This is a genomic window from Enterobacter cloacae complex sp. HYC033_NIDB, assembly GCF_056673335.1.
In genome coordinates, this window is record NZ_CP115123.1 from 1,079,829 (window position 1) to 1,103,969 (window position 24,141).

The following is a 24,141-nucleotide window of genomic DNA, read 5'->3' on the forward strand; positions in this document are numbered from 1 at the left end:
TTCCTTGCAGTATTGTCGTGTTGTTTTGTTATAAAAAAGCCGGGTCTGTGCCCGGCTTATTGATATTGTTTATCGTGCTAACGAATTTTATTCAAACAAATTCTGATGAAGTTTCTGCACGACCTGCTCGGCCTGATCGGCAGGGACCAGGAAGCAGAGGTTGTAGCTGGACGCGCCGTAGCAAATCATGCGGATATTGAACGGGTCGAGTACGCCGAACACCTCTTTGCCCACGCCGCACGCGCGCGACAGCTTATTACCGATGATGGCCACCAGCGCCAGATCTTCTTCCACCTCCACGCGGCACAACTCGGAAAGCTCAATCAGCAGCGACTGCGTCAGCAGGGTGTCGCCGGTAGAGGTGGAGCCGGTGGTGTCGAGCGTCAGCGCGATGCTGACTTCTGACGTGGTGATCAGGTCCACGGAGATATTGTGGCGCGCCAGGATGCCAAACACTTCCGCCAGAAATCCACGGGAGTGCAGCATATTATGGCTGTGCAGGGTAACCAGCGTCTGCTTACGACGCAGGGCCAGCGCGCGGAACAGCGGCGGGTTCTCGGTTTTCTTGCAGACCAGCGTCCCGCCCGCCTTTGGATCTTTACTGGAGCCAACGAAGACCGGAATGTCGCTGCGCACGGCGGGCAGCAGCGTGGCCGGGTGCAGCACTTTCGCGCCGAAAGTCGCCATTTCAGCCGCTTCTTCAAAGGCGATCACGTCAATACGTTTTGCCGCAGAGACCACGCGCGGGTCGGTGGTGTAGATACCCGGCACGTCCGTCCAGATATCCACGCGGGTGGCGTGCAGGGCTTCACCCAGCAGGGCGGCGGTGTAGTCGCTACCGCCACGGCCCAGCGTGGTTGTGCGCCCTTTGGCTTCGCTGCCGATAAAGCCCTGGGTGATCACTATGCCTTCATCCAGGCGCGGGGCAAGCTGCTGGTTAGTCAGCTCAGCCAGGGCTTCCACGTCCGGCTCGGCGCGGCCAAAGCGGTCGCTGGTGCGCATCACTTTACGCACGTCGAACCACTGCGCCTGAATATTGCGCTCGCGCATGATCTCAACGAACAGCAGTGTGGACATCAGTTCGCCGTGGCTGACCAGTTCATCGGTCAGTGCGCTGGAGGTGGCCAGCGACGCGGCTTCTGCCAGGGTGGTGATATTTTCCAGCAGGCGTTCCACTTCCTCACGAATGACGTTCGGGTTTTGCAGACGCTCGAGAATGTCGAACTGAATTTTGCGCAGTGCATCCAGCTTCACGAAACGCTCGGTCGCTTCCAGTCCTTCAGACAGGGAAACCAGCAGGTTCGTCACGCCGGCTGAGGCGGAAAGCACCACCAGGCGGGTATTCGGATCGGCCAGCACCACATCGGCGCTGCGGTTCATGGCATCGTAGTCTGCCACACTGGTGCCGCCAAACTTGGCGACCACAAAACTCGTCATAACAACCTCGTGTCAGGGAATGAATAGAGCGACCTTGGCACAAGAATGAAGCGAGAACAGGTGCAGGCGCAAAATACGGCCCTATAAATAAAATGCGGGGGAGGTCCTGTCAATGCTGGGATTATGCGGATTTTTCATGGGGGGGTACCCCTCAGAAACAGGACTTATAACAGGCCCATATTTTATGCTCCTTTTTCCCTCTTTTTGACCAACATTTCGCCACGCCGGAAGGGCGCGACAGCAGCTATACTTTTCGGGTCTTTTCACCTGCGTTTGATGCAGACCAGGGCAATGGCATAAAAACCATCACAATTTTTATTTGCAGGCGCTACAATCGACCGCAGTCACAATTCTCAAATCAGAAGAGTATTGCTATGAAAAACATCAACCCAACGCAGACCGCTGCATGGCAGGCACTACAGAAACATTTTGATGAAATGAAAGACGTCACCATCGCGGAACTGTTCGCGAAAGATGCCGATCGTTTCAGCAAGTTTTCCGCCACCTTCGATGACCTGATGCTGGTGGATTTCTCCAAGAACCGTATCACCGAAGAGACGCTGGCGAAGCTGCAAGATCTGGCGAAAGAGACTGAGCTGGCAGATGCCATCAAAGCCATGTTCTCTGGTGAGAAAATCAACCGCACCGAAGACCGTGCCGTCCTGCACGTGGCCCTGCGTAACCGTAGCAATACGCCAATTATCGTTGACGGCAAAGATGTGATGCCGGAAGTGAACGCGGTGCTGGAAAAGATGAAAACCTTCTCTGAAGCGATCATCTCAGGTAGCTGGAAAGGCTACACCGGCAAAGCGATCACCGACGTCGTAAACATCGGTATCGGCGGCTCTGACCTCGGCCCGTTCATGGTGACCGAGGCGCTGCGCCCGTACAAAAACCACCTCAACATGCACTTCGTGTCCAACGTCGATGGGACTCACATCGCTGAAGTGCTGAAAAAGGTGAACCCGGAAACCACGCTGTTCCTGGTGGCGTCTAAAACCTTCACCACTCAGGAAACCATGACCAACGCCCACAGCGCGCGCGACTGGTTCCTGAAAACCGCGGGCGACGAAAAGCACGTGGCGAAACACTTTGCGGCGCTGTCCACCAACGGTAAAGCGGTGGGTGAGTTCGGTATTGATACCGCGAACATGTTTGAGTTCTGGGACTGGGTGGGCGGCCGCTACTCACTGTGGTCTGCGATCGGTCTGTCCATCATCCTGTCCGTGGGCTTCGACAACTTCGTTGAACTGCTCTCCGGCGCGCACGCGATGGACAAACACTTCTCCACCACCGCGCCTGAGAAAAACCTGCCGGTACTGCTGGCGCTGATCGGGATCTGGTACAACAACTTCTTCGGCGCTGAAACCGAAGCGATTCTGCCGTACGACCAGTACATGCACCGCTTTGCGGCCTACTTCCAGCAGGGCAACATGGAATCCAACGGCAAGTACGTTGACCGTAACGGCAACGCGGTGGATTACCAGACTGGCCCAATCATCTGGGGCGAGCCGGGCACCAACGGCCAGCACGCGTTCTACCAGCTGATCCACCAGGGTACCAAAATGGTACCGTGCGATTTCATCGCCCCGGCGATTACGCACAACCCACTGTCCGACCACCATCCGAAGCTGCTGTCTAACTTCTTCGCCCAGACCGAAGCGCTGGCGTTCGGTAAATCCCGCGAGGTGGTTGAGCAGGAATACCGTGACCAGGGTAAAGATCCGGCTACGCTGGAGCACGTTGTGCCGTTTAAAGTGTTCGAAGGCAACCGTCCAACTAACTCCATTCTGCTGCGCGAAATCACGCCGTTCAGCCTGGGTGCGCTGATTGCCCTCTACGAGCACAAAATCTTCACTCAGGGCGCTATTCTGAACATCTTTACCTTTGACCAGTGGGGCGTTGAGCTGGGCAAACAGCTGGCAAACCGCATTCTGCCAGAGCTGGGTGACGATAAAGCGATCGACAGCCACGACAGCTCCACCAATGGTCTGATTAACCGTTATAAAGCCTGGCGTGCGTAATAAATATGTCATGAACAATGCCGGCGATATGCCGGCATTTTTTTATCGGATAATTCCTGATGTCTGTTAGTTATCTCAAATTCTGAAGCTGAGTTTAATCCGAAAAAGACGGTAACCCCGTTAATTGCTGAGGTTTATTTTAAGAAAATACGGAGTGATGCTTTAATGTTCTTATATTATAACTGGTTGATTTATATTGATTATATATTTCCTTGATTCTTTTTTCCTTCCATTTTTAACCATTAGTCTGAAAACCTCATCCCTATTTACCCCCACGGTAAACCCACTGCTTTAGTTGTGTATACTCGAATCCGCCTGAATTTCTTTTCGGGCAAATCTCCATTCATTCATTGAAGGGAAATTGTTATGAAGAAAGTACTGTATGGCATTTTTGCCATATCTGCGCTTGCGGCGACGTCTGTCTATGCAGCTCCGGTCCAGGTCGGGGAAGCAGCAGGGTCGGCAGCGACGTCTGCGTCTGCGGGGAGTTCTACCGCAGCCAGCACCAGCGCCGTAAGTTCAGCCGTGGGTGTCGCGCTGGCGGCAACCGGTGGCGGTGATGGCTCCAATACCGGAACCACGACCACTACGACGACCAGCACCCAGTAATAACGGGTGTTTTAATCATAACCACACTTCGGTGTGGTTATTTCGCCCCTTCGGAGAAGAGTCGTGAAGCGACCTGCAATCATCCTGATTTGCCTGCTGTTGCAGGCGTGCTCAGCTACCACCAAAGGGCTGGGCCACTCACTGTGGGACAGCATGTTCGGCACGCCGGGCGTGCATCTGACCGATGACGAACTTCAGAACATGCCGTATGCCAGCCAGTACATGCAGCTAAACGATGGTCCGCAACTGTTTGTGGTGCTCGCTTTCGATGAAAACGGGCAGCAGAAATGGGTGACGCAGGATCAGGCCACCATCGTGACGCAGCATTCCCGCATCGTGAAAACGTTGCTCGGTGGCGACAACCTGCTTGAGGTGAACAACCTGGCTGAAGATCCGCTCATCAAGCCGAATCAGATCGTCGATGGCGCAAGCTGGACGCGCACGATGGGCTGGACCGAGCATAAACAGGTGCGCTACGCCACGGCCCGCTCCACCTTCCGCTGGGACGGTACGGACAGTGTCAAAGTGGGCAGCGACGAAACGCAGGTGCGCGTGCTGGATGAAGAAGTGACAACCGATCAGGCCACCTGGCATAACCGCTTCTGGGTGGACGAAGAGGGGCAAATCCGCCAGTCCTTACAGTATCTCGGTGCCGGTTTCTTCCCGGTGAAGGCCACCCTGATCAAGGCGGCGAAATCATGAAAATGTTCATCCACATTGCGCTTCTCGCCAGCCTGACCTCGCCGCTGGCGTGGTCTGCGGGAACGGTACAGGTCTACACCCCGGACAGCGAAAAACCTAAAACCTTAACCAATGCCGGGCATCTGCTCGATCTGGTGGGGCAGCCGAGGCTGGCGAAAAGCTGGTGGACCGGGGCGGTGATCAGCGAGCGTCAGGCGACGATCGTAGCGGAACAAAAACATCAGGCGCTGCTCGCCCGACTGAGCGGGCTGGCACAACAGGAAGATACCGACGATGCCGCGGCCATTACTAGCCTGCGTCAACAGCTTCAGGCGGTTAAGGTGACGGGGCGCCAGAAGGTGAATCTGGATCCGGATGAGGTGCGCGTTGCGGAAAACGGCAATCCGTCGCTGGAAGGGGACTATACCCTGTGGCTTCCGGCTCAACCTTCCACCGTCACCGTGATGGGGCTTCTCAGCAGCCCTGGCAAAAAGCCGTTTGCGCCGGGCCGGGACGTGGCGAGCTATCTCGACGAGCAAAGTCTGCTCAGCGGAGCGGATAACAGCTATGCCTGGGTGGTCTATCCGGACGGGCATACGCAGAAAGCGCCGGTGGCTTACTGGAATAAACGCCATATCGAACCTATGCCAGGCAGCATCATTTTTGTCGGTTTTGCCGACCATTTCTGGACGAAAGCGTATGACGGGCTTAATGCCGATATCCTTCGCTCCCTGATACAGCGGATACCGGAATAATGAAAAAAACCTATCTCTACAGCATGCTTGCACTGTGCGTGAGTGCCGCCTGTCATGCAGAAACGTATCCGGCACCCATCGGCCCGTCGCAGTCCGATTTTGGCGGCGTGGGCTTACTGCAAACCCCAACCGCGCGTATGGCCCGCGAGGGGGAAATCAGCCTTAACTATCGCGATAACGATCAGTACCGTTACTACTCTGCGTCCGTGCAGCTGTTCCCCTGGCTGGAGACCACGCTGCGCTACACCGACGTGCGTACAAAACAGTACAGCAGCGTGGATGCCTTCTCCGGCGACCAGACTTATAAAGACAAAGCTTTCGACGTGAAGCTGCGCCTGTGGGAAGAGAGCTACTGGATGCCGCAGGTCTCCGTTGGTGCGAAGGATATCGGCGGGACCGGCCTGTTTGACGCGGAATACATCGTGGCCAGCAAAGCCTGGGGACCGTTTGATTTCTCACTCGGTCTGGGATGGGGCTATCTCGGCACCAGCGGCAACGTCAAAAATCCGTTCTGTACCTACAGCGATAAATACTGCTACCGCGATAACAGCTACCAGAAAGCGGGCTCCATCAACGGGGACCAGATGTTCCACGGCCCGGCCTCGCTGTTTGGCGGCGTGGAGTATCAAACACCGTGGCAGCCGTTACGTCTGAAGCTGGAGTACGAAGGAAACGACTACTCGCAGGACTTCGCCGGGAAAATTGAGCAAAAGAGCAAGTTTAACGTCGGCGCCATTTACCGCGTCACCGACTGGGCCGACGTTAACCTCAGCTATGAGCGCGGTAATACCCTGATGTTTGGCTTTACCCTGCGCACTAACTTTAACGACATGCGGCCGCACTACAATGATAACCCGCGGCCAAAATATCAGCCGGAGCCGCAGGATGCGATCATTCAGCACTCCGTGGTAGCGAACCAGCTGACGCTGCTGAAATATAACGCGGGCCTGGCGGATCCAAAGATCCAGACCAAAGGCGATACGCTGTACGTCACCGGCGAGCAGGTAAAATACCGCGACTCCCGCGAAGGGATCGAGCGCGCCAACCGGATCGTCATGAACGATCTGCCGGAGGGGATCCGCACGATCCGCGTGACGGAGAACCGCCTCAACCTGCCGCAGGTCACAACCGAAACCGATGTTGCCAGCCTTAAGCGTCATCTTGAAGGCGAACCGCTGGGACATGAAACCGAGCTGGTACAAAAACGCGTTGAGCCGGTGGTGCCAGAGAGCACCGAGCAGGGCTGGTATATCGATAAATCCCGCTTCGATTTCCATATCGATCCGGTGCTGAACCAGTCCGTGGGTGGGCCGGAAAACTTCTACATGTATCAGCTGGGGGCGATGGCGACGGCGGATCTGTGGGTGACCGACCACCTGTTGACCACTGGTAGTCTGTTCGGCAACATTGCCAACAACTACGACAAATTTAACTACACCAACCCGCCGAACGATTCAAAACTGCCGCGCGTGCGTACCCGCGTTCGCGAATATGTGCAGAACGATATCTACGTGAATAACCTCCAGGCCAACTACTTCCAGTACTTCGGCAACGGCTTCTACGGCCAGGTTTACGGTGGCTATCTGGAAACCATGTTCGGCGGCGCCGGGGCAGAAGTGCTTTATCGTCCTGTCGACAGCAACTGGGCGTTTGGGATTGATGCTAACTACGTGAAACAGCGTGACTGGCGCAGCGCGCAGGACATGATGAAATTCACCGACTACAGCGTCAAAACCGGCCACCTGACCGCCTACTGGACGCCGTCGTTCGCGCAGGACGTGCTGGTGAAAGCCAGCGTCGGCCAGTATCTGGCGGGTGATAAGGGCGGCACGCTGGATATCTCCAAACACTTCGACAGCGGCGTGGTGGTGGGCGGCTATGCCACCATCACCAACGTTTCGCCAGACGAGTACGGGGAAGGGGACTTCACCAAAGGGGTGTACGTGTCGATTCCGCTGGATCTGTTCTCATCAGGCCCAACCCGCAGCCGTGCGGCAGTGGGCTGGACGCCGCTGACGCGCGACGGCGGTCAGCAGCTTGGACGTAAATTCCAGCTGTATGATATGACCAGCGATAAGAACATTAACTTCCGCTGATGCTTATTTGCCCGGTGGCGCTGCGCTTACCGGGCCTACGAGAGTGTTTTTGTAGGCCGGGCAAACGCAGTGCCGCCCGGCAAGAATGTTCATCTGGACAAAACATAAACAAAAAATATAGATCCCCGTCACATTTTTGCGTTATACAGGAACCTCGCCCTGGAGAATGAGGTGCTGTATGACATCCCTGACTCGTCCGCGCGTTGAGTTTATCTCAACGATACTCCAGACCGTGCTGAACCTCGGTCTGCTGAGCCTTGGCCTGATCCTGGTCGTTTTTCTGGGTAAAGAGACGGTGCATCTGGCGGATGTGCTGTTCGCCCCTGAGCAAACCAGCAAATACGCGCTGGTGGAAGGCCTGGTGGTCTACTTTCTCTACTTTGAATTTATCGCCCTGATTGTGAAGTACTTTCAGTCCGGCTTTCACTTCCCGCTGCGCTATTTTGTCTACATTGGCATCACCGCCATTGTGCGGCTGATCATCGTCGATCATAAATCCCCGCTCGACGTGCTGATCTACTCGGCGGCGATCCTGCTGCTGGTGATCACCCTCTGGCTGTGCAACTCGAAGCGGCTGAAACGCGAATAAAAAAAATGGCGGCCCGGAGGCCGCCGAATAACAGTCACAAGTTGGTTCAATACAATACGTCTAAAGTTGAGGGTTGCAGTGGCATAACAAATGAAACTTAACCTTTCACACCGCCCGCCGTCAGGCCGTTGACCAGCCAGCGCTGGGCCAGCAGGAACACCACGGTAATCGGGATGGCAGAGAGGACGGCCGCCGCGGCAAAGTCGCCCCACAGGTAGTTTTGCGGGTTGAGGTACTGCTGCATACCGACGGCAAGGGTGTAGCTGTTCACATCGCGCAGTAGCAGTGAGGCGACCGGGACTTCGGTGATGGCGGCGATAAACGACAGGATAAACACCACCGCCAGAATCGGCACCGACAGCGGCAGCAGCACCAGACGGAACGCCTGCCACGGTGTCGCCCCATCCAGCGCCGCCGCTTCTTCCAGCGAGCCGTCGATGGTTTCGAAATAGCCCTTGATAGTCCACACATGAAGGGCGATGCCGCCAAGATAGGCGAAGATCACGCCGCCGTGAGTGTTCAGGCCGATGAACGGCACATACTGCCCAAGACGGTCAAACAGGGCATACAACGCCACCAGCGACAGCACGGCCGGGAACATCTGGAAAATCAGCATCCCTTTCAGCAGCGTCGCTTTGCCCGGGAAACGCATACGGGCGAAGGCGTAAGCGCAGGTGGTGGAGAGCGTTACGATGCCGATCGCAGTGATGGTCGCCACCTTCACCGAGTTCCATAGCCACAGCAGCACCGGGAACGGCGGCGGCGTGACGCGGCCATCCGCATGTTCCACGCTGAAGCCCAGCGCGAGCTTCCAGTGCTCCCAGGAGATTTCGTCCGGGATCAGGCTCCCGGTGGCGAAGTTCCCCGAGCGCAGGGAGATGGCGATAACCATCAGCAGCGGGAACATGATCGCCGCGATGAAAATCAGCAGGCCTAAGTGCGTCGCGAGGAGGCGCAGTTTCTGAGATTTGGGTTGTACCATTGCCATGTTCAGTGCCCTCCTTAGTCAAATTTCATACGTGTGGCTTTCAGGTTCACAATCGCCAGGGCGCCCACCAGCAGGAAGATCAGGGTGGCAATCGCCGCCGCCAGGCCGAAGTCCTGACCGCCGCCGCCCTCGAAGGCGATGCGGTAGGTGTAGCTCACGAGCAGGTCGGTATAGCCTGCCGGCGTGGTGGTGCCGAGACGGTCCGGGCCACCGTTGGTCAACAGCTGAATCAGCACAAAGTTGTTAAAGTTAAAGGCGAAGCTGGCGATCATCAGCGGCGTCAGCGGCTTAATGAGCAGCGGCAGGGTAATTTTGAAGAAGTTCTGGAACGGACCCGCGCCGTCCATCGCCGAGGCTTCGTACAGGTCGTCCGGGATAGCCTTCAGCAGCCCCATGCACAGGATCATCATGTACGGATAACCGAGCCAGGTGTTCACGATGATAATCATCGAGCGGGCGGTGGTTGGGTCGCTGAACCAGGCCGGTTTGATACCGAACAGCGCGCTCAGCATCATGTTGATTTCACCGAAGCTCTGGTTAAATAGCCCTTTGAAAATCAGAATCGAGATAAACGACGGCACGGCGTAGGGCAGAATCAGCAGCACGCGGTAAATCGCTTTGCCTTTCAGGGACTCCCACTGCACGAGGCAGGCCAGCACCATGCCCACGGCCACGGTCAGGATCACGGTCAGCACCGAGAAGACCACCGTCCAGACGAAGATGGCGAAGAACGGTTTCTGGATGCCTTCGTCGGTAAATACGCGGGTGAAGTTGTCCCAGCCGATGGTGACGGTATAGCCCGGGCTGAGTTTGTCGTCGCCCCAGCTGCCGTCGGCATTCACCGACTGATAGAAACCGATATCGTTGTTCGGACGGTACTTCACGCCGCTCTGGTTGTTGGTCAGCGTGCCGTCATCCGCCAGAGTATAAAGCGGCTGCGTGCCGGAGAACTGGCGCAGCGAGCTCATGGTCACTTTGCTTTCGTCTGGCAGCACGGCGGTGAGCTGGGTCAGCGCCTGACGATTCTGGGTAATGATACGCAGGTTCGCACGTTCACCTTCCGGCAGGGCCGCAGCCTCTTTTAAGGCCAGCTTCTGCTCGCCGCCAAATTTGAACGCGTCGGAAAGATAGGTTTTGCCGCTCTCACCGTCAGTGAGCGCTAACTTCCACTCGTCACCCGTGGGATACAGGCCGAAGTTAAAGGTTTTACCCGCCTGGTAAGAACGATCCAGAAGCACCTGGGTGGCACGCTCCTGCGCGAGCTGGTTGGTGCTGCTGTAGTTGGTAAAGGCAATCGCGATGGTGCAGATCAGCGGAAAGAGGACAAACAGCCCCATCCCGGCAACGCCCGGGTAGACATAGCGCCAGGCGTACGCTTTACGGTTGGCGAAAATATACAGGCCAACCGAGCTTAAAATCAGCGTCATGATGGCAAACAGGTATTCCCCTTGCACGTACATTAAAACAACAAGGTAACCCACCAGCAGACACAGCAGACCTATCACTGACCACTTCAGTGCGTCGCTTTGCCACCAGTGTTTCTTTTTAATGACATCCATGGGGTTCTTCCTCTACAACGGTGGAAACTTATCGTCAGGTGGCGCTGCGCTTACCTGACCTACGGATCGTGCCGTAGTCGTAGGGCGGGTAAGCGCACGCGCCACCCGCCGTTTTTCAGACTTACTTAGTAATACGGCCCTGAGCATCTTTCAGTGCGGCATCGACACTCTGGCGACCGCTTGCAGCGTTGATGACCGCGGTACGGGTGGCGTACCAGAACGCAGCCATCTGTGGGATGTTCGGCATGATTTCGCCTTTCTGGGCGTTATCCATGGTGGCCGCAATACGCGGATCTTTCGCCAGCTGATCCTGGAAGGATTTCAGCGCAACGGCGCCCAGCGGCTTGTCCTTGTTCACTTCATCCAGACCCTGATCGGTCAGCAGGTAGTTTTCGAGGAACTCTTTCGCCAGCTCTTTGTTCGGGCTGGCGGCGTTGATGCCTGCGCTCAGCACGCCCACGAACGGTTTAGACGGCTTGCCGTTGAAGGTTGGCAGCAGGGTCACGCCGTAGTTGATTTTGCTCTTGTCGATGTTGGTCCAGGCCCACGGACCATTGATGGTCATCGCGGTTTCGCCTTTGTTGAACGCCGCTTCCGCGATGGAGTAGTCGGTATCCGCATTCATGTGTTTGTTCTTGATGAGGTCAACCAGGAAGGTCAGACCCGCTTTCGCGCCTGCGTTGTCCACGCCCACGTCTTTCACGTCATATTTGCCGTTTTCAAACTTGAACGCGTAACCGCCGTCGGCAGCAATCAGCGGCCAGGTGAAGTACGGCTCTTGCAGGTTGAACATCAGGGCGGATTTACCTTTCGCCTTCAGCTCTTTATCCAGAGCAGGGATCTCTTCCCAGGTCTTCGGCGGGTTTGGCACCAGGTCTTTGTTGTAAATCAGAGACAGCGCTTCAACCGCGATTGGGTAAGCGATCAGCTTGCCGTTATAGCGAACGGCGTCCCAGGTGAACGGGAACAGTTTGTCCTGGAAGGCTTTGTCTGGCGTAACTTCTGCCAGCAGGCCAGACTGCGCGTAGCCCCCGAAACGGTCATGCGCCCAGAAGATAATGTCCGGACCATCGCCAGTTGCCGCAACCTGCGGGAACTTCTCTTCCAGTTTGTCCGGGTGTTCTACGGTGACTTTGATACCGGTGTCTTTCTCGAATTTTTTGCCCACTTCGGCCAGACCGTTATAGCCCTTGTCGCCGTTAATCCAGATAACCAGCTTACCTTCTTCAATTTTGGCGAGAGCCGGTGCGGAAATCATCATTGCTGCGAGGGCGGACAATGCGAAAACGCGTGCGCCAGTCTTGATCTTCATATCTGCCATCCTTTATTGGTGATGTGCTCGTGGATACATAAGGTGGTTCAACGTGACTCAGTCTCCTTATTTGACATCCTCTTTCCATCCTCCCAGTCCCTACGCCCCACCCCCTGTTTGTGTGATCCCTGTAACATAAATTTAAGTTATGAGTGCTGGCGCACATAAAAACCCACTGAATTTTGCAGGCCGCTTCACGATTTTCGCCTCAGCCCCTCCGCTGCGGTCGCAGAGCCTGCTCTCTCATCCTCCCGCCTCCTCCCCCATAAAAAAGCCGGGGGGTGGAGGATTCACGAAAGTAATGGAACACGCATAGTGAACTTATCTTGAATGTTTCTGTCGGTGACAGGTTGTAACGAAGGGAGAAGGGCATGGCGAGCGTACAGCTGCGTAATGTAACGAAAGCCTGGGGCGACGTAGTGGTGTCAAAAGACATCAATCTGGACATCCACGAAGGTGAGTTTGTGGTGTTCGTGGGTCCATCAGGCTGTGGTAAATCGACTCTGCTGCGTATGATTGCCGGTCTTGAAACCATCACCAGTGGCGATTTATTTATTGGTGATACCCGAATGAACGACATCCCGCCAGCCGAACGCGGCGTGGGCATGGTGTTCCAGTCTTATGCCCTTTATCCGCATCTTTCCGTTGCCGAGAACATGTCCTTTGGCCTGAAGCTGGCCGGCGCGAAAAAAGAGACCATTAACCAGCGCGTCACCCAGGTGGCGGAAGTGCTCCAGCTGGCACATCTGCTGGAGCGTAAACCGAAGGCGCTCTCCGGTGGTCAGCGTCAGCGTGTGGCGATCGGCCGTACGCTGGTGGCCGAGCCGCGCGTGTTCCTGCTCGATGAACCGCTTTCTAACCTGGATGCCGCCCTGCGCGTCCAGATGCGTATCGAAATCTCCCGTCTGCACAAACGCCTTGGACGCACGATGATTTACGTCACCCACGATCAGGTCGAAGCGATGACGCTGGCCGACAAAATCGTGGTGCTGGACGCCGGTCGCGTGGCGCAGGTGGGCAAACCGCTGGAGCTGTATCACTACCCGGCAGACCGCTTTGTTGCGGGCTTCATTGGCTCGCCAAAGATGAACTTCCTGCCCGTAAAAGTGACCGCGACGGCAATCGAACAGGTACAGGTGGAGCTGCCAAACCGTCAGCAAGTCTGGCTGCCGGTCGACAGCGCTAACGTACAGGTGGGGGCCAACATGTCCCTCGGTATCCGCCCTGAGCATTTACTGCCGAGCCACATCGCTGATGTGACGCTGGAAGGTGAAGTTCAGGTCGTCGAACAGCTTGGTCACGAAACACAGATTCATATCCAGATCCCCGCCATCCGTCAGAACCTGGTCTACCGCCAGAATGACGTGGTGTTGGTAGAAGAGGGTGCCACATTCGCTATCGGTTTGCCGCCAGAGCGTTGCCATCTATTCCGTGAGGATGGCACTGCATGTCGTCGGTTGCACAAAGAGCCAGGCGTTTAAGCATTCCAATTACAAAGAAAAGCAATGATCTCAGGAGATAGAATAATGATTACTCTGCGCAAAGTCCCTCTGGCTGTCGCCATTGCGGCAGGCATCCTGTCTGCCCAGGCGGGCGCCGTAGACTTTAAAGGTTATGCTCGTTCCGGCATTGGCTGGACCGGAAGTGGCGGTGAACAACAATGTTTCCAGGCAACAGGCGCACAAAGTAAATACCGTCTCGGTAACGAATGTGAAACCTACGCCGAACTGAAACTGGGCCAGGAAGTGTGGAAAGAAGGCGACAAGAGCTTCTATTTCGACACCAACGTAGCGTACTCCGTTTCTCAACAGAATGACTGGGAATCCACCAGCCCGGCCTTCCGTGAAGCTAACGTGCAGGGTAAAAACCTGATTGAATGGCTGCCAGGCTCTACCATCTGGGCCGGTAAACGCTTCTATCAGCGTCATGACGTACACATGATCGACTTCTACTACTGGGATATCTCTGGTCCTGGTGCCGGTATTGAAAACATCGATCTGGGCTTTGGTAAACTCTCTCTGGCAGCGACCCGTTCTTCTGAGTCCGGCGGTTCTGCAACCTTCGCCGATCGTGATGCGAACGGCGACCGTATTTATGACAACGTGGTACCAAACGATGTCTTCGATGTGCGTTTAGCCGGTCTGGAAACCAACCCGGGCGGTACGCTGGAGCTGGGCGTTGACTACGGTCATACCAACATTCCTGACGACTACTACCTGCAACCTGGCGCCTCTAAAGATGGCTGGCTGTTCACCGCTGAACACACCCAGAGCATGATGAAAGGCTTCAACAAGTTCGTACTGCAATACGGTACGGATTCCATGACCTCTAACGGTAAAGGTATTCCACAGGGCGGCAGCATCGATAACGACGGCTCTATGTGGCGCGTGCTGGATCACGGTGCAATCACCCTGGCAGACCGTTGGGACCTGATGTACGTCGGTATGTACCAGAACATCGATCGTGACAACAACAACGGTACCGAGTGGTGGACCGTGGGTGTTCGTCCAATGTTCAAATGGACGCCGATCATGAGCACCTTGCTGGAAGTGGGCTACGACAACGTCAAATCTCAGAAAACTGACGACAAAAACAGCCAGTACAAAATCACCCTGGCACAGCAATGGCAGGCAGGCGACAGCATCTGGTCCCGTCCGGCTATCCGCGTCTTCGCAACCTACGCGAAGTGGGATGAGAAATGGGGCTATGCAAACAACGACTCAGGTGCAGGTTACACCTCTGGCGTAGCGTATAGCGACACCTCCGCGAAAACCTTCAGCCGTGGCGACAACGATGAGTGGACCTTCGGCGCCCAGATGGAAATCTGGTGGTAATTCGTCAAGCCTGACGTAATGACCTGAAAAGAGGGGCGCAAGCCCCTCTCTCCTTAGGGTGCTGCGCGCTATTGCCTGGCCACCGCAGTGCTCACGCTATCAGAGGTAATAACAATGAAAATGAAGAAAAGTCTCGTCGCGCTGTGCCTCTCTGCGGGGCTGTTGGCCTGTGCGCCTGCGGTCACCTATGCAGATGTGAATTTTGTTCCTCAAAATACCAGCGCTGCGCCAGCTATTCCGGCTGCCGCACTTCAGCAACTGGTGTGGACGCCAGTTGATCAATCGAAAACACAAACTACCCAGCTTTCAGCGGGGGGCCAGTCACTGAACGTGCCGGGTATCAGCGGTCCGGTTGCGGCTTTCAGCGTGCCGGCGAATATCGGCGAGCTGACCCTGACGTTGACCAGTGAAGTCAATAAACAGACCAGCGTCTTCGCGCCTAACGTGCTGATCCTCGATCAGAACATGACGCCATCCGCATTCTTCCCAAGCGATTATTTCAGCTATCAGGAGCCTGGCGTCATGAGCGCCGATCGGCTGGAAGGCGTTATGCGCCTGACGCCAGCCCTGGGTCAGCAGAAGATTTATGTCCTGGTGTTCACGACTGAAAAAGATCTGCAACAGACAACGAAGCTTGTTGACCCGGCAAAAGCCTATGCGAAAGGCACGGGGAACTCTGTCCCGGATATTCCGGACCCGCTTGCCCGTCATACCACCGATGGTCTGATCAAGCTGAAAGTCTCCACCAACAGCGCCTCCAGCGTACTCGTAGGCCCGCTGTTTGGCTCATCTGGCCCGGGTCCGGTAACGGTGGGTAATACTGCCGCGCCTGTGTACGCCGCGCCAGCCGCAGCACCGGCCGCAGCCCCGGCCCCGGCGAAAAAAGCCGAGCCCGTGCTTAACGATACTGAAACTTACTTTAACAACGCCATCAAGCAGGCGGTTAAAAACGGCGATGTCGATAAAGCGCTGAAACTGCTTGATGAAGCCGAGCGTTTAGGTTCAACCACTGCCCGTTCCACCTTTATCAGCAGTGTAAAAGGCAAGGGGTAACCGTCTCCCCACAGTGCTGATTTTGTTAGTCGTTTAGTGCGCCTTCACGGGCGCACTTTTTTTGGCTAAGTTGCGCCATTGTTGCGATAGTGATCGCTAAATTTGGTTTGTCCGTCCTCATTTTGCCAATCTGCGATACAATGCCTTTACGTTATGTATCGGAGAGTCTGGCATGTCACACCCCGCGCTAACGCAGCTGCGTGCGCTACGCTATTTCGACCAAATACCCGCGCTTGACCCGGAGCAACTGGACTGGCTGCTGCTGGAAGATTCCATGACAAAACGTTTTGAGCAACAGGGTAAAACGGTCACGGTGACGATGATTCAGGAAGGGTTTGTCTCGCCTGCGGAGATTGCCAGCGAGCTGCCGCTGCTGCCGCAAGAAGAACGCTACTGGCTGCGTGAAATTTTACTGTGTGCAGATGGCGAGCCGTGGCTTGCCGGGCGGACGGTGGTTCCTGAGTCTACACTTTCCGGGCCGGAGCTGGCATTGCAACGCCTCGGCAAAACGCCCCTGGGGCGCTATCTGTTCACCTCGTCTGAACTGACCCGTGATTTTATTGAAATTGGTTGCGATGCCGATTTGTGGGGGCGCCGTTCCCGCCTTCGTTTGAGTGGCAAGCCGTTAATACTGACGGAACTCTTTTTGCCTGCATCGCCGTTGTACTAAGAGGGAGAAAAAATGGAGTGGAGTCTGACGCAGAATAAGCTGCTGGCCTATCACCGCCTGATGCGTACTGATAAACCCATTGGCGCGCTGCTGCTGCTGTGGCCGACCTTATGGGCGCTGTGGGTTGCCACGCCGGGCGTGCCGCCGCTGTGGATCCTGGCGGTGTTTGTGGCGGGCGTCTGGCTGATGCGCGCTGCGGGCTGTGTGGTCAACGACTATGCTGACCGGAAATTTGATGGACATGTTAAGCGCACCGCGAATCGTCCTCTGCCGAGCGGTCAGGTGACCGGGAAAGAGGCGCGCATTCTGTTTGTGGTGCTGGTGCTTCTCTCTTTTATGCTGGTGTTAACCCTTAACACCATGACCATTCTGCTGTCCGTTGCTGCTCTGGCGCTGGCCTGGGTTTACCCGTTCATGAAGCGATACACCCATCTGCCGCAGGTGGTATTGGGTGCGGCATTTGGCTGGTCGATTCCCATGGCGTTTGCCGCGGTCAGCGAGTCCGTTCCGCTCAGCTGCTGGCTGATGTTCCTGGCGAATATTCTCTGGGCCGTTGCATACGATACCCAATACGCGATGGTCGATCGCGATGACGATCTCAAGATTGGCATCAAATCGACGGCGATCCTGTTTGGTCGTCACGACAAACTTATCATCGGCATATTGCAGGTGGCGGTGCTGGCGCTGATGGTGGCGATTGGTCGCCTGAACGGCCTGAACTGGGAGTATTACTGGTCCGTACTGGTGGCGGGGCTGCTGTTTGCGTATCAGCAGAAGCTGATCGCGAAACGCGAGCGTGAAGCCTGCTTTAAAGCGTTTCTGAATAATAACTACGTCGGGCTGGTGCTGTTTCTGGGCCTGGCGATGAGTTACTGGTGATAAAAAAGCCGGGTGGCGGCTTCGCCTTACCCGGCCTACGATTTAGCGGAACATGTAGGCCGGGTAAGCGTTAGCGCCACCCGGCTTTAGCATCACTCGCCCTGCGTCGAACTCTCAATCGTCAAACGCACATCCGCGGTAATCAGCTCTGCCAGCATCTGGTAAACCTTCATCGTCTCTTCCGGCTCGGCATCGCCCGTATCGCTAATGTACCCTTCGTCGCGCAGCGTCAGCACCAGGGAGCTGAATACCGCTTTGTCGAAGAATTCCGGGGCGTTAATGCCATGCAGAACGGAAAGGCGCTGGGCCAGCGTCCGGCTCTCTTTTTCCAGCGTACCGCGGTTGATGGACGGATTTGCACTCAGCAACCAGAAGGTAATGGCGTAGCGCTGCAACGTCTCACGCGCACCGGAAGCCAGAAGCTGCAAGGTACGGGAACGTGACGGATTGATATGCAGTTCATCATCACTGATGGTAATCAGCCCCTGACGATGCATCTCTGCCGTCATTTTATCGAGCTCTGCCGCCAGTTCATCCTTACTCCAGCGCAGGAACAGCTCCGCTTTCAGCATTGGGTAGATGGCCTGAATATGGCGCAGCAGCTCCTGACGCGAAATCCGGCGGTGCTGGGTAATAATGGCCGCCATCAGCGACGGCAGCATCAGCATGTGCGTGATGTTATTGCGGTAGTAGGTCATCAGCACGGCCTGCTCGCGCGGCAGAATGATGATGTCACCAATCGTATCTTTCTCGACTTCGAACTTGTTCATCTGCAACGCGTGATCGATCAGCTCGCTGGCGGTGGCAGACGGCACGGTCGAATCAACGGAATACGGCACGTTGCGCATGATATCCAGGTAGCAGTCAATCTGCTCGGTCAGCTGTTCGCGGGTCAGTGAACGCTGGCGGGAGGCCAGAAGCGCAGTACAACACAGGTTCATGGCGTTTGCCGCACCAGCATTGTTGATGCGTACCATCAGCTCGGATGCAATGCCGTTGACCGTTGGCGTCAGCCAGGCCGGACGTACCGCTTCGATAGGATCGATAGACTCGCGCCACTCCGGAACATGATGGTTCAGATATGTCATCAACGGCAGGGGCTCACCAAAGTTCACGTAGCCCTGGCCGAGGTTGCGCAGTTTACTCAGCCCACGCAGCATCTGCGGCAGACTCTCTTTCTCTTTGGTCGCACCGCGCAGCTCTTTCGCGTAGGTGCCCACTTCCATCACGTGTTCATAACCGATGTAAATAGGCACCAGCGTGATAGGACGCGTACCGCCACGCAGCATGGCCTGAATGGTCATCGACAGCGTGCCGGTCTTCGGATCGAGCAGACGACCGGTACGCGAGCGACCACCTTCAACAAAGTACTCCACGGAATAACCGCGGCTGAACAGCTCGCCCAGATACTCCCTGAAGACGGTGGAGTAGAGCTTGTTACCTTTGAAGGTACGACGAATGAAGAACGCACCCAGACGGCGGAATATCGGGCCTGCTGGCCAGAAGTTCAGGTTGATACCGGCAGCAATATGCGGCGGCACCAGCCCCTGGTGATAGAGCACGTAAGAGAGCAACAGGTAGTCCATGTGGCTGCGGTGGCAGGGCACATAGACAATTTCGTGGCCGTCGTGCGCTAACTGACGCACGCGCTCGGCGTTGTGGACGTTAATCCCCTGATAGAGGCGGTTCCACGTAAAGCCGAGGATACGGTCAGAGAGGCGAATCATCTCGTAGGAGAAGTTCGCGGCGATCTCTTCCATCAGCGCGATTGCGTTCTGCTGCGCTTTCTCGTGCGAAATTTTCTTGCTGCGCGCTTCATCTTCTACGGCACGGGCAATCGCTTTGGAAGCCAGCAGCTTGTTGAACAGATCCTGACGCGCCGGGAGACGTGGCCCAACGGCCGCCAGACGCTGACGTGCAAAGTGCATACGCGCAACGCGCGCCAGCTTTTGCGCAATGATTTTGTCAGTGCCGTGTTCATCCGCCATGCGGCGCAGTGAAACGGAAGGTGAGAAGCGGACAAAGCTGTCGCGTCCTAGCCAGGAGACGGCGAAGAACTTCTGAATGCCGTTGAGCATACGCAGCGGCGGGTTCTCTTCCCCTTTTTCACGCCCCGGACGGCGGCCAAACATCACCGACACCGGCACCATCTGCACGTCCAGATCGGGGTTGCTGCGGTGCAGATCAAGGTAATCATGGAACAGCTTAATGGACTCTTCTTTCGGCGTGTAATAGGTGAACACGCGCGGTCCGCCATGGATGAACACGTAGCGCGGCAGCAGCGTACCGTCGACTTCCAGCGGTTCGAGCGGGTCAGGTAAATCGTGCGCCAGACATTGAGCGCGAAGCGTCAGCAGGTCTGCCTTCGAGTTATAAGGCAAAACGTACATAATAGGGCGCGACGTATCGAGCCCTAATTCCAGCGCAGGTTCTGCTGGGATAGACTTACTTTTTACCAGTACGCTTAATGGTAAATTAAGTAATTTGTAGTAAATTCGTGGCCAGCCGGACATAAACGATGTAAAGCCTCTGGTTAATAATGCAATTGCGGCGCAAGGATAACAGAAAGCGCGCAAAATTTCTGTTGTTACCCGTCATACTTCAGGTTGCAGCAAAACGCGCTGCGGCTTTAGTTACAGACGCTATTTATCATAAAAGGTTCTTTTAATGGCCAATAATACCACTGGGTTAACTCGAATCATTAAAGCTGCCGGTTATTCATGGAAAGGTTTCCGCGCGGCATGGGTTAATGAAGCCGCTTTCCGCCAGGAAGCGGTTGCCGCAATCGTTGCCGTTGTCATCGCCTGCTTCCTTGATGTTGATGCTATCACCCGCGTACTGCTCATCGGATCTGTCCTTCTGGTGATGATAGTGGAAATTCTGAATAGCGCTATTGAGGCCGTTGTTGACCGAATCGGGTCGGAATTCCATGAACTGTCTGGCCGGGCGAAAGACATGGGTTCCGCTGCCGTACTGCTGGCGATTATCACTGCGGCGATCACCTGGGTCACGCTGCTTTGGTCGCATTTCCGATGAGCCTCGAGGAATAATTAAGTCCCTGGTTTTTTGTGCAGTTTTTGGTTCCAAAATCGCCTTTGACTGTATATACTCACAGCATAACTGTATATACACCCAGGGGGCGGTATGAAAGCGTTAACGACCAGGCAGCAAGAGGTGTTTGATCTCATTCGGGATCATATCGGCCAGACGGGTATGCCACCCACGCGTGCAGAAATTGCGCAGCGTCTGGGCTTCCGTTCTCCTAATGCTGCCGAAGAGCACCTTAAAGCGCTGGCGCGTAAGGGCGTGATTGAGATTGTTTCCGGCGCCTCACGCGGCATTCGTCTGCTTGTGGAAGAAGAGAGCGGTATTCCGCTGGTGGGCCGCGTTGCCGCAGGTGAACCTCTGCTGGCGCAGCAGCACATCGAAGGGCACTATCAGGTTGACCCAGGCATGTTCAAGCCGAGCGCCGATTTCCTGCTGCGCGTTAGCGGAATGTCCATGAAAGATATCGGTATTCTGGATGGCGATCTGCTGGCGGTACACAAAACGCAGGACGTGCGTAACGGGCAAGTCGTGGTGGCGCGCATTGATGATGAAGTGACGGTTAAGCGCCTGAAAAAACAAGGCAATACCGTGCAGCTTCTGCCTGAAAACAATGAATTCTCCCCGATTGTGGTGGATCTCCGCGAGCAGAGCTTCTCTATTGAAGGGCTGGCGGTCGGCGTTATCCGCAACGGTGAATGGCTGTAATCTCTTCCTGACAGGCTGTAGTTCCTCTACAGCCTGGCCTGTTTTCTGATTCCGGTAATTTCCATGGCACTGCTAACTTCTGCCGATAAGGCGTTGTGGCGTCTTGCGCTACCGATGATTTTTTCCAATATTACCGTTCCTCTGCTGGGGCTGGTGGATACGGCGGTTATCGGGCATCTCGATTCGCCGATTTATCTTGGCGGCGTCGCGATCGGCGCAACGGCGACCAGCTTCCTCTTTATGCTGCTGCTTTTTCTGCGCATGAGTACGACAGGCCTGACGGCCCAGGCGTATGGTGCAAAAGATCCTCTGCGTCTGGCGCGTGCGCTGGTTCAGCCGCTCATTCTGGCATTCGGTGCTGGCGCGTTAATCGTTCTGTTGCGTACGCCGCTGATTGATCTTGCGCTCCATATTGTAGGCGGCAGCGATGCCGTACTGGAACAGGCCCGGCGGTTCCTCGAAATTCGCTGGCTCAGCGCGCCCGCTTCACTGGCAAACCTGGTCTTGCTGGGCTGGCTGCTGGGCGTGCAGTACGCCCGCGCACCGGTGATCCTACTGGTGGTGGGCAACCTGCTTAACATTGTGCTCGATCTCTGGCTGGTGATGGGGCTGCACATGAACGTCCGGGGCGCGGCGCTGGCCACGGCGATTGCCGAGTACGGTACGCTGCTGATCGGTTTGGGGATGGTCTGGCGCGTGCTGGCGATGCGCGGTATCACCCTGGATCTGCTGAAATCGGCCTGGCGCGGCAACATTCGTAAGCTGCTGGCGCTTAATCGCGACATCATGCTCCGTTCGCTTCTGCTGCAACTCTGCTTTGGTGCATTAACCGTTTTTGGTGCGCGTCTTGGGCCTGAAATCGTCGCAGTCAACGCAGTGCTCATGACGTTACTGACCTTTACCGCTTATGCGCTGGATGGTTTTGCTTACGCCGTCGAGGCGCATTCAGGGCAGGCCTATGGCGCGCGTGAAAGCGGCCAGTTACGTGAGGTCTGGCGTGCTGCCTGTCGTCAGGCGGGCCTGGTGGCGCTGGTCTTTGCTCTGGTGTACGCCTGTTTTGGTGGGCATATTGTCGCGCTACTCACCTCGTTGCCCGCGCTACGTGAGCTGGCCGATCGCTACATCCTCTGGCAGGTAGTATTACCGGTGGTGGGCGTGTGGTGCTATTTGCTGGACGGCATGTTTATTGGTGCGACGCGAGGGGCGGAGATGCGCAACAGCATGGCCGTCGCGGCGGCGGGGTTCGGCCTGACGCTGCTAACCCTGCCGTATCTCGGCAATCATGGTCTGTGGCTGGCGCTGGCGGTGTTTCTCTCACTGCGTGGCCTTTCGCTGGCCGTTATCTGGCATCGTCACTGGCGAAACAATACCTGGTTTCCAGCCCCGCACGATATATCGTAACGGTTAAAGATTCCGAATATAAAAACAACTGCCGAATCCTTAACTACAATAATAATCACGTCCAGCAGAAAAGAACGAAGCGGACGATACTCATAGACGCTTAACACGAGGACACGATTATGAATAAAGACGAAATCGGCGGCAACTGGAAGCAATTCAAAGGTAAAGCGAAAGAACAGTGGGGTAAGCTGACAGATGACGATATGACCGTCATTGAAGGTAAGCGCGATCAGCTGGTAGGTAAAATCCAGGAGCGCTACGGTTACGAAAAAGATCAGGCGGAAAATGAAGTCAAAGACTGGGAAACCCGTAACGACTACCGCTGGTAACCGGCACTATCCCCAAGGGCGGCCCTGAGCCGCCTTTTTCTTTGGCTTTAACGCGGCTTTTTCTTGACCAGGATAGAGTGATCGTGCTGACAGGCATCCTGATGGCGGCATGACTCCACCTCCACGCAGGCAGAACATAAGCCGTGGGCTTCAATCACGTTATGGCGCAGCGCAAAGCCCATTCTGGCTGCCAGCGTATGCATAATATCTTCCACACCTTCCGCACACTCTTCCTTCACCACACCACAGCGATCGCAGATAAACATGGCGGACGTGTGAGTTGGCTGGTCAAAAAGATGGCACAGCACATAGCTGTTTGTTGATTCCACTTTATGCACAAACCCTTGCTCCAGCAGAAAATCCAGCGCCCGATAAACGGTCGGCGGTTTTGCCTGCGGCTCGCTTTCACGCAGCAGATCGAGCAGATCGTAGGCGCTGATGGCACCCTGTTGCAGGCTCATCAGACGCAGTACCTCAAGGCGCTGCGGGGTCAGGCGCACATTGCGTTGCGCGCACAGCTTTTCAGCTTGCGCTAACAGCTCTTTTGTGGACTTGTCCATCGGGCACCTCGGATATGGTAAGGGGTGAAAACACTCACTTTACCATGTTCTGCTAAAAACACCGAGATCCGCCAGGCTGTGCTATACCTGACGCATCGCAAATCAGGAGATCGCAAAATGAAAAGACCTGACTGTATTCGGCACTGGCGGGACGTGGAAGGCGCTGATGACGCAACGTATCCTGACAGCAACGAACGTTTTTCTGTTGGCGCGCCGCTGGCCCGCAGGCTGGGTCTCGGCCGCATTGGTATTCACCATGAACGGCTGCCACCCGGACGCCGTACGTCTTATCCGCATGCGGAAAGCGACGAAGAGGAGTTTGTTTACGTTCTGGAGGGTTACCCTGAGGCCTGGATCAATGGCTATTTATGGAAGCTCGAACCCGGAGACAGCGTGGGATTTCCAGCCGGGACGGGCGTGTGTCATACCTTTATCAACAATACCGATGAAGAGGTGCGCTTACTGGTGGTGGGTGAGGCCAATAAAAAACATAACCGCATCTACTATCCGCTCAATCCGGTGTATGCCGCGACGCGCGAAGACCGCTGGGTCGACCATCCGCCTCAGTTTTTTGGGCCGCACGATGGAAAACCTGGGCGAAAATAATTTCCT

General features: G+C 55.8%; 22 protein-coding genes. 16 read left to right on the forward strand and 6 right to left on the reverse strand.

The window, feature by feature from the left end:
• Positions 1-87 precede the first annotated feature (87 nt).
• On the reverse strand, positions 88-1,437 hold the full coding sequence (gene lysC, locus O1721_RS05140) for a lysine-sensitive aspartokinase 3 (protein ID WP_006810501.1): 1,350 nt from the start codon (positions 1,435-1,437) through the stop codon (positions 88-90).
• Between the two features lie 374 nt (positions 1,438-1,811).
• Here lysC and pgi point away from each other — a divergent pair, with 374 nt between their 5' ends.
• The 6 genes from pgi (at position 1,812) to psiE (ending at position 8,191) form a co-directional block, all read left to right on the forward strand.
• Complete coding sequence (gene pgi, locus O1721_RS05145; RefSeq protein ID WP_032103668.1) at positions 1,812-3,461, forward strand: glucose-6-phosphate isomerase; 1,650 nt, start codon at positions 1,812-1,814, stop codon at positions 3,459-3,461.
• 366 nt (positions 3,462-3,827) lie between these two features.
• A complete protein-coding gene (yjbE, locus tag O1721_RS05150; RefSeq protein ID WP_003860341.1) occupies positions 3,828-4,070 on the forward strand; it encodes an exopolysaccharide production protein YjbE in 243 nt (80 codons plus the stop codon).
• A gap of 63 nt (positions 4,071-4,133) precedes the next feature.
• Positions 4,134-4,772 carry a YjbF family lipoprotein gene (locus O1721_RS05155; protein ID WP_017382614.1) on the forward strand — a complete coding sequence of 213 codons (639 nt, stop codon included), beginning with the start codon at positions 4,134-4,136 and terminating at the stop codon, positions 4,770-4,772.
• On the forward strand, positions 4,769-5,506 hold the full coding sequence (locus O1721_RS05160) for a capsule biosynthesis GfcC family protein (RefSeq protein ID WP_032103670.1): 738 nt from the start codon (positions 4,769-4,771) through the stop codon (positions 5,504-5,506). Before O1721_RS05155 ends, O1721_RS05160 begins: the two co-directional genes overlap by 4 nt.
• Positions 5,506-7,602, forward strand: coding sequence for a YjbH domain-containing protein (locus tag O1721_RS05165; RefSeq protein ID WP_032103673.1), 2,097 nt, complete (start codon positions 5,506-5,508; stop codon positions 7,600-7,602). Before O1721_RS05160 ends, O1721_RS05165 begins: the two co-directional genes overlap by 1 nt.
• A 178-nt stretch (positions 7,603-7,780) precedes the next feature.
• Positions 7,781-8,191, forward strand: coding sequence for a phosphate-starvation-inducible protein PsiE (gene psiE, locus O1721_RS05170; RefSeq protein ID WP_000202963.1), 411 nt, complete (start codon positions 7,781-7,783; stop codon positions 8,189-8,191).
• Positions 8,192-8,288: 97 nt separating this feature from the next.
• On the opposite strand, the gene malG is transcribed toward psiE, so the two are convergent.
• From malG to malE, 3 genes are all read right to left on the reverse strand, one after another.
• Positions 8,289-9,179 (reverse strand): maltose ABC transporter permease MalG, encoded by an 891-nt coding sequence (gene malG, locus O1721_RS05175; protein ID WP_003860332.1) that lies wholly within the window; start codon positions 9,177-9,179, stop codon positions 8,289-8,291.
• Positions 9,180-9,193: 14 nt separating this feature from the next.
• A complete protein-coding gene (gene malF / locus O1721_RS05180) occupies positions 9,194-10,738 on the reverse strand; it encodes a maltose ABC transporter permease MalF (RefSeq protein ID WP_017694723.1) in 1,545 nt (514 codons plus the stop codon).
• A gap of 121 nt (positions 10,739-10,859) precedes the next feature.
• Positions 10,860-12,050, reverse strand: coding sequence for a maltose/maltodextrin ABC transporter substrate-binding protein MalE (gene malE / locus O1721_RS05185; protein ID WP_032646869.1), 1,191 nt, complete (start codon positions 12,048-12,050; stop codon positions 10,860-10,862).
• Between the two features lie 371 nt (positions 12,051-12,421).
• Here malE and malK point away from each other — a divergent pair, with 371 nt between their 5' ends.
• The 5 genes from malK (at position 12,422) to ubiA (ending at position 17,486) form a co-directional block, all read left to right on the forward strand.
• Positions 12,422-13,531 carry a maltose/maltodextrin ABC transporter ATP-binding protein MalK gene (gene malK / locus O1721_RS05190; protein WP_003860329.1) on the forward strand — a complete coding sequence of 370 codons (1,110 nt, stop codon included), beginning with the start codon at positions 12,422-12,424 and terminating at the stop codon, positions 13,529-13,531.
• 42 nt (positions 13,532-13,573) lie between these two features.
• On the forward strand, positions 13,574-14,884 hold the full coding sequence (locus tag O1721_RS05195; protein ID WP_026080558.1) for a maltoporin: 1,311 nt from the start codon (positions 13,574-13,576) through the stop codon (positions 14,882-14,884).
• 114 nt (positions 14,885-14,998) lie between these two features.
• Entirely contained in the window at positions 14,999-15,937 is a 939-nt protein-coding gene (gene malM, locus O1721_RS05200) for a maltose operon protein MalM (protein WP_032646870.1), read from the forward strand.
• Positions 15,938-16,109: 172 nt separating this feature from the next.
• Positions 16,110-16,607, forward strand: a complete 498-nt coding sequence (gene ubiC / locus O1721_RS05205; RefSeq protein WP_015570175.1) for a chorismate lyase — start codon at positions 16,110-16,112, stop codon at positions 16,605-16,607.
• A 12-nt stretch (positions 16,608-16,619) separates the two neighbouring features.
• Positions 16,620-17,486 carry a 4-hydroxybenzoate octaprenyltransferase gene (gene ubiA, locus O1721_RS05210; protein ID WP_032646871.1) on the forward strand — a complete coding sequence of 289 codons (867 nt, stop codon included), beginning with the start codon at positions 16,620-16,622 and terminating at the stop codon, positions 17,484-17,486.
• Positions 17,487-17,578: 92 nt separating this feature from the next.
• Here ubiA and plsB read toward each other — a convergent pair whose 3' ends face one another.
• Positions 17,579-19,999, reverse strand: a complete 2,421-nt coding sequence (plsB, locus tag O1721_RS05215) for a glycerol-3-phosphate 1-O-acyltransferase PlsB (protein ID WP_003860322.1) — start codon at positions 19,997-19,999, stop codon at positions 17,579-17,581.
• Positions 20,000-20,153: 154 nt separating this feature from the next.
• Here plsB and O1721_RS05220 point away from each other — a divergent pair, with 154 nt between their 5' ends.
• From O1721_RS05220 to O1721_RS05235, 4 genes are all read left to right on the forward strand, one after another.
• Entirely contained in the window at positions 20,154-20,522 is a 369-nt protein-coding gene (locus O1721_RS05220; RefSeq protein ID WP_017382619.1) for a diacylglycerol kinase, read from the forward strand.
• A 108-nt stretch (positions 20,523-20,630) separates the two neighbouring features.
• Entirely contained in the window at positions 20,631-21,239 is a 609-nt protein-coding gene (gene lexA, locus O1721_RS05225) for a transcriptional repressor LexA (RefSeq protein WP_003860318.1), read from the forward strand.
• 63 nt (positions 21,240-21,302) lie between these two features.
• Positions 21,303-22,640, forward strand: a complete 1,338-nt coding sequence (gene dinF / locus O1721_RS05230; RefSeq protein ID WP_023302925.1) for an MATE family efflux transporter DinF — start codon at positions 21,303-21,305, stop codon at positions 22,638-22,640.
• Between the two features lie 119 nt (positions 22,641-22,759).
• The gene (locus O1721_RS05235) at positions 22,760-22,969 is read left to right on the forward strand and encodes a CsbD family protein (RefSeq protein ID WP_003860314.1); all 210 of its coding nucleotides are present in this window, start codon (positions 22,760-22,762) and stop codon (positions 22,967-22,969) included.
• Positions 22,970-23,016: 47 nt separating this feature from the next.
• On the opposite strand, the gene zur is transcribed toward O1721_RS05235, so the two are convergent.
• Entirely contained in the window at positions 23,017-23,529 is a 513-nt protein-coding gene (zur, locus tag O1721_RS05240) for a zinc uptake transcriptional repressor Zur (protein WP_006810484.1), read from the reverse strand.
• A 117-nt stretch (positions 23,530-23,646) separates the two neighbouring features.
• On the opposite strand from zur, the gene O1721_RS05245 reads away from it, so the two are divergent.
• Positions 23,647-24,135, forward strand: a complete 489-nt coding sequence (locus tag O1721_RS05245; RefSeq protein ID WP_017382621.1) for a cupin domain-containing protein — start codon at positions 23,647-23,649, stop codon at positions 24,133-24,135.
• The last annotated feature ends 6 nt before the right edge of the window (positions 24,136-24,141 follow it).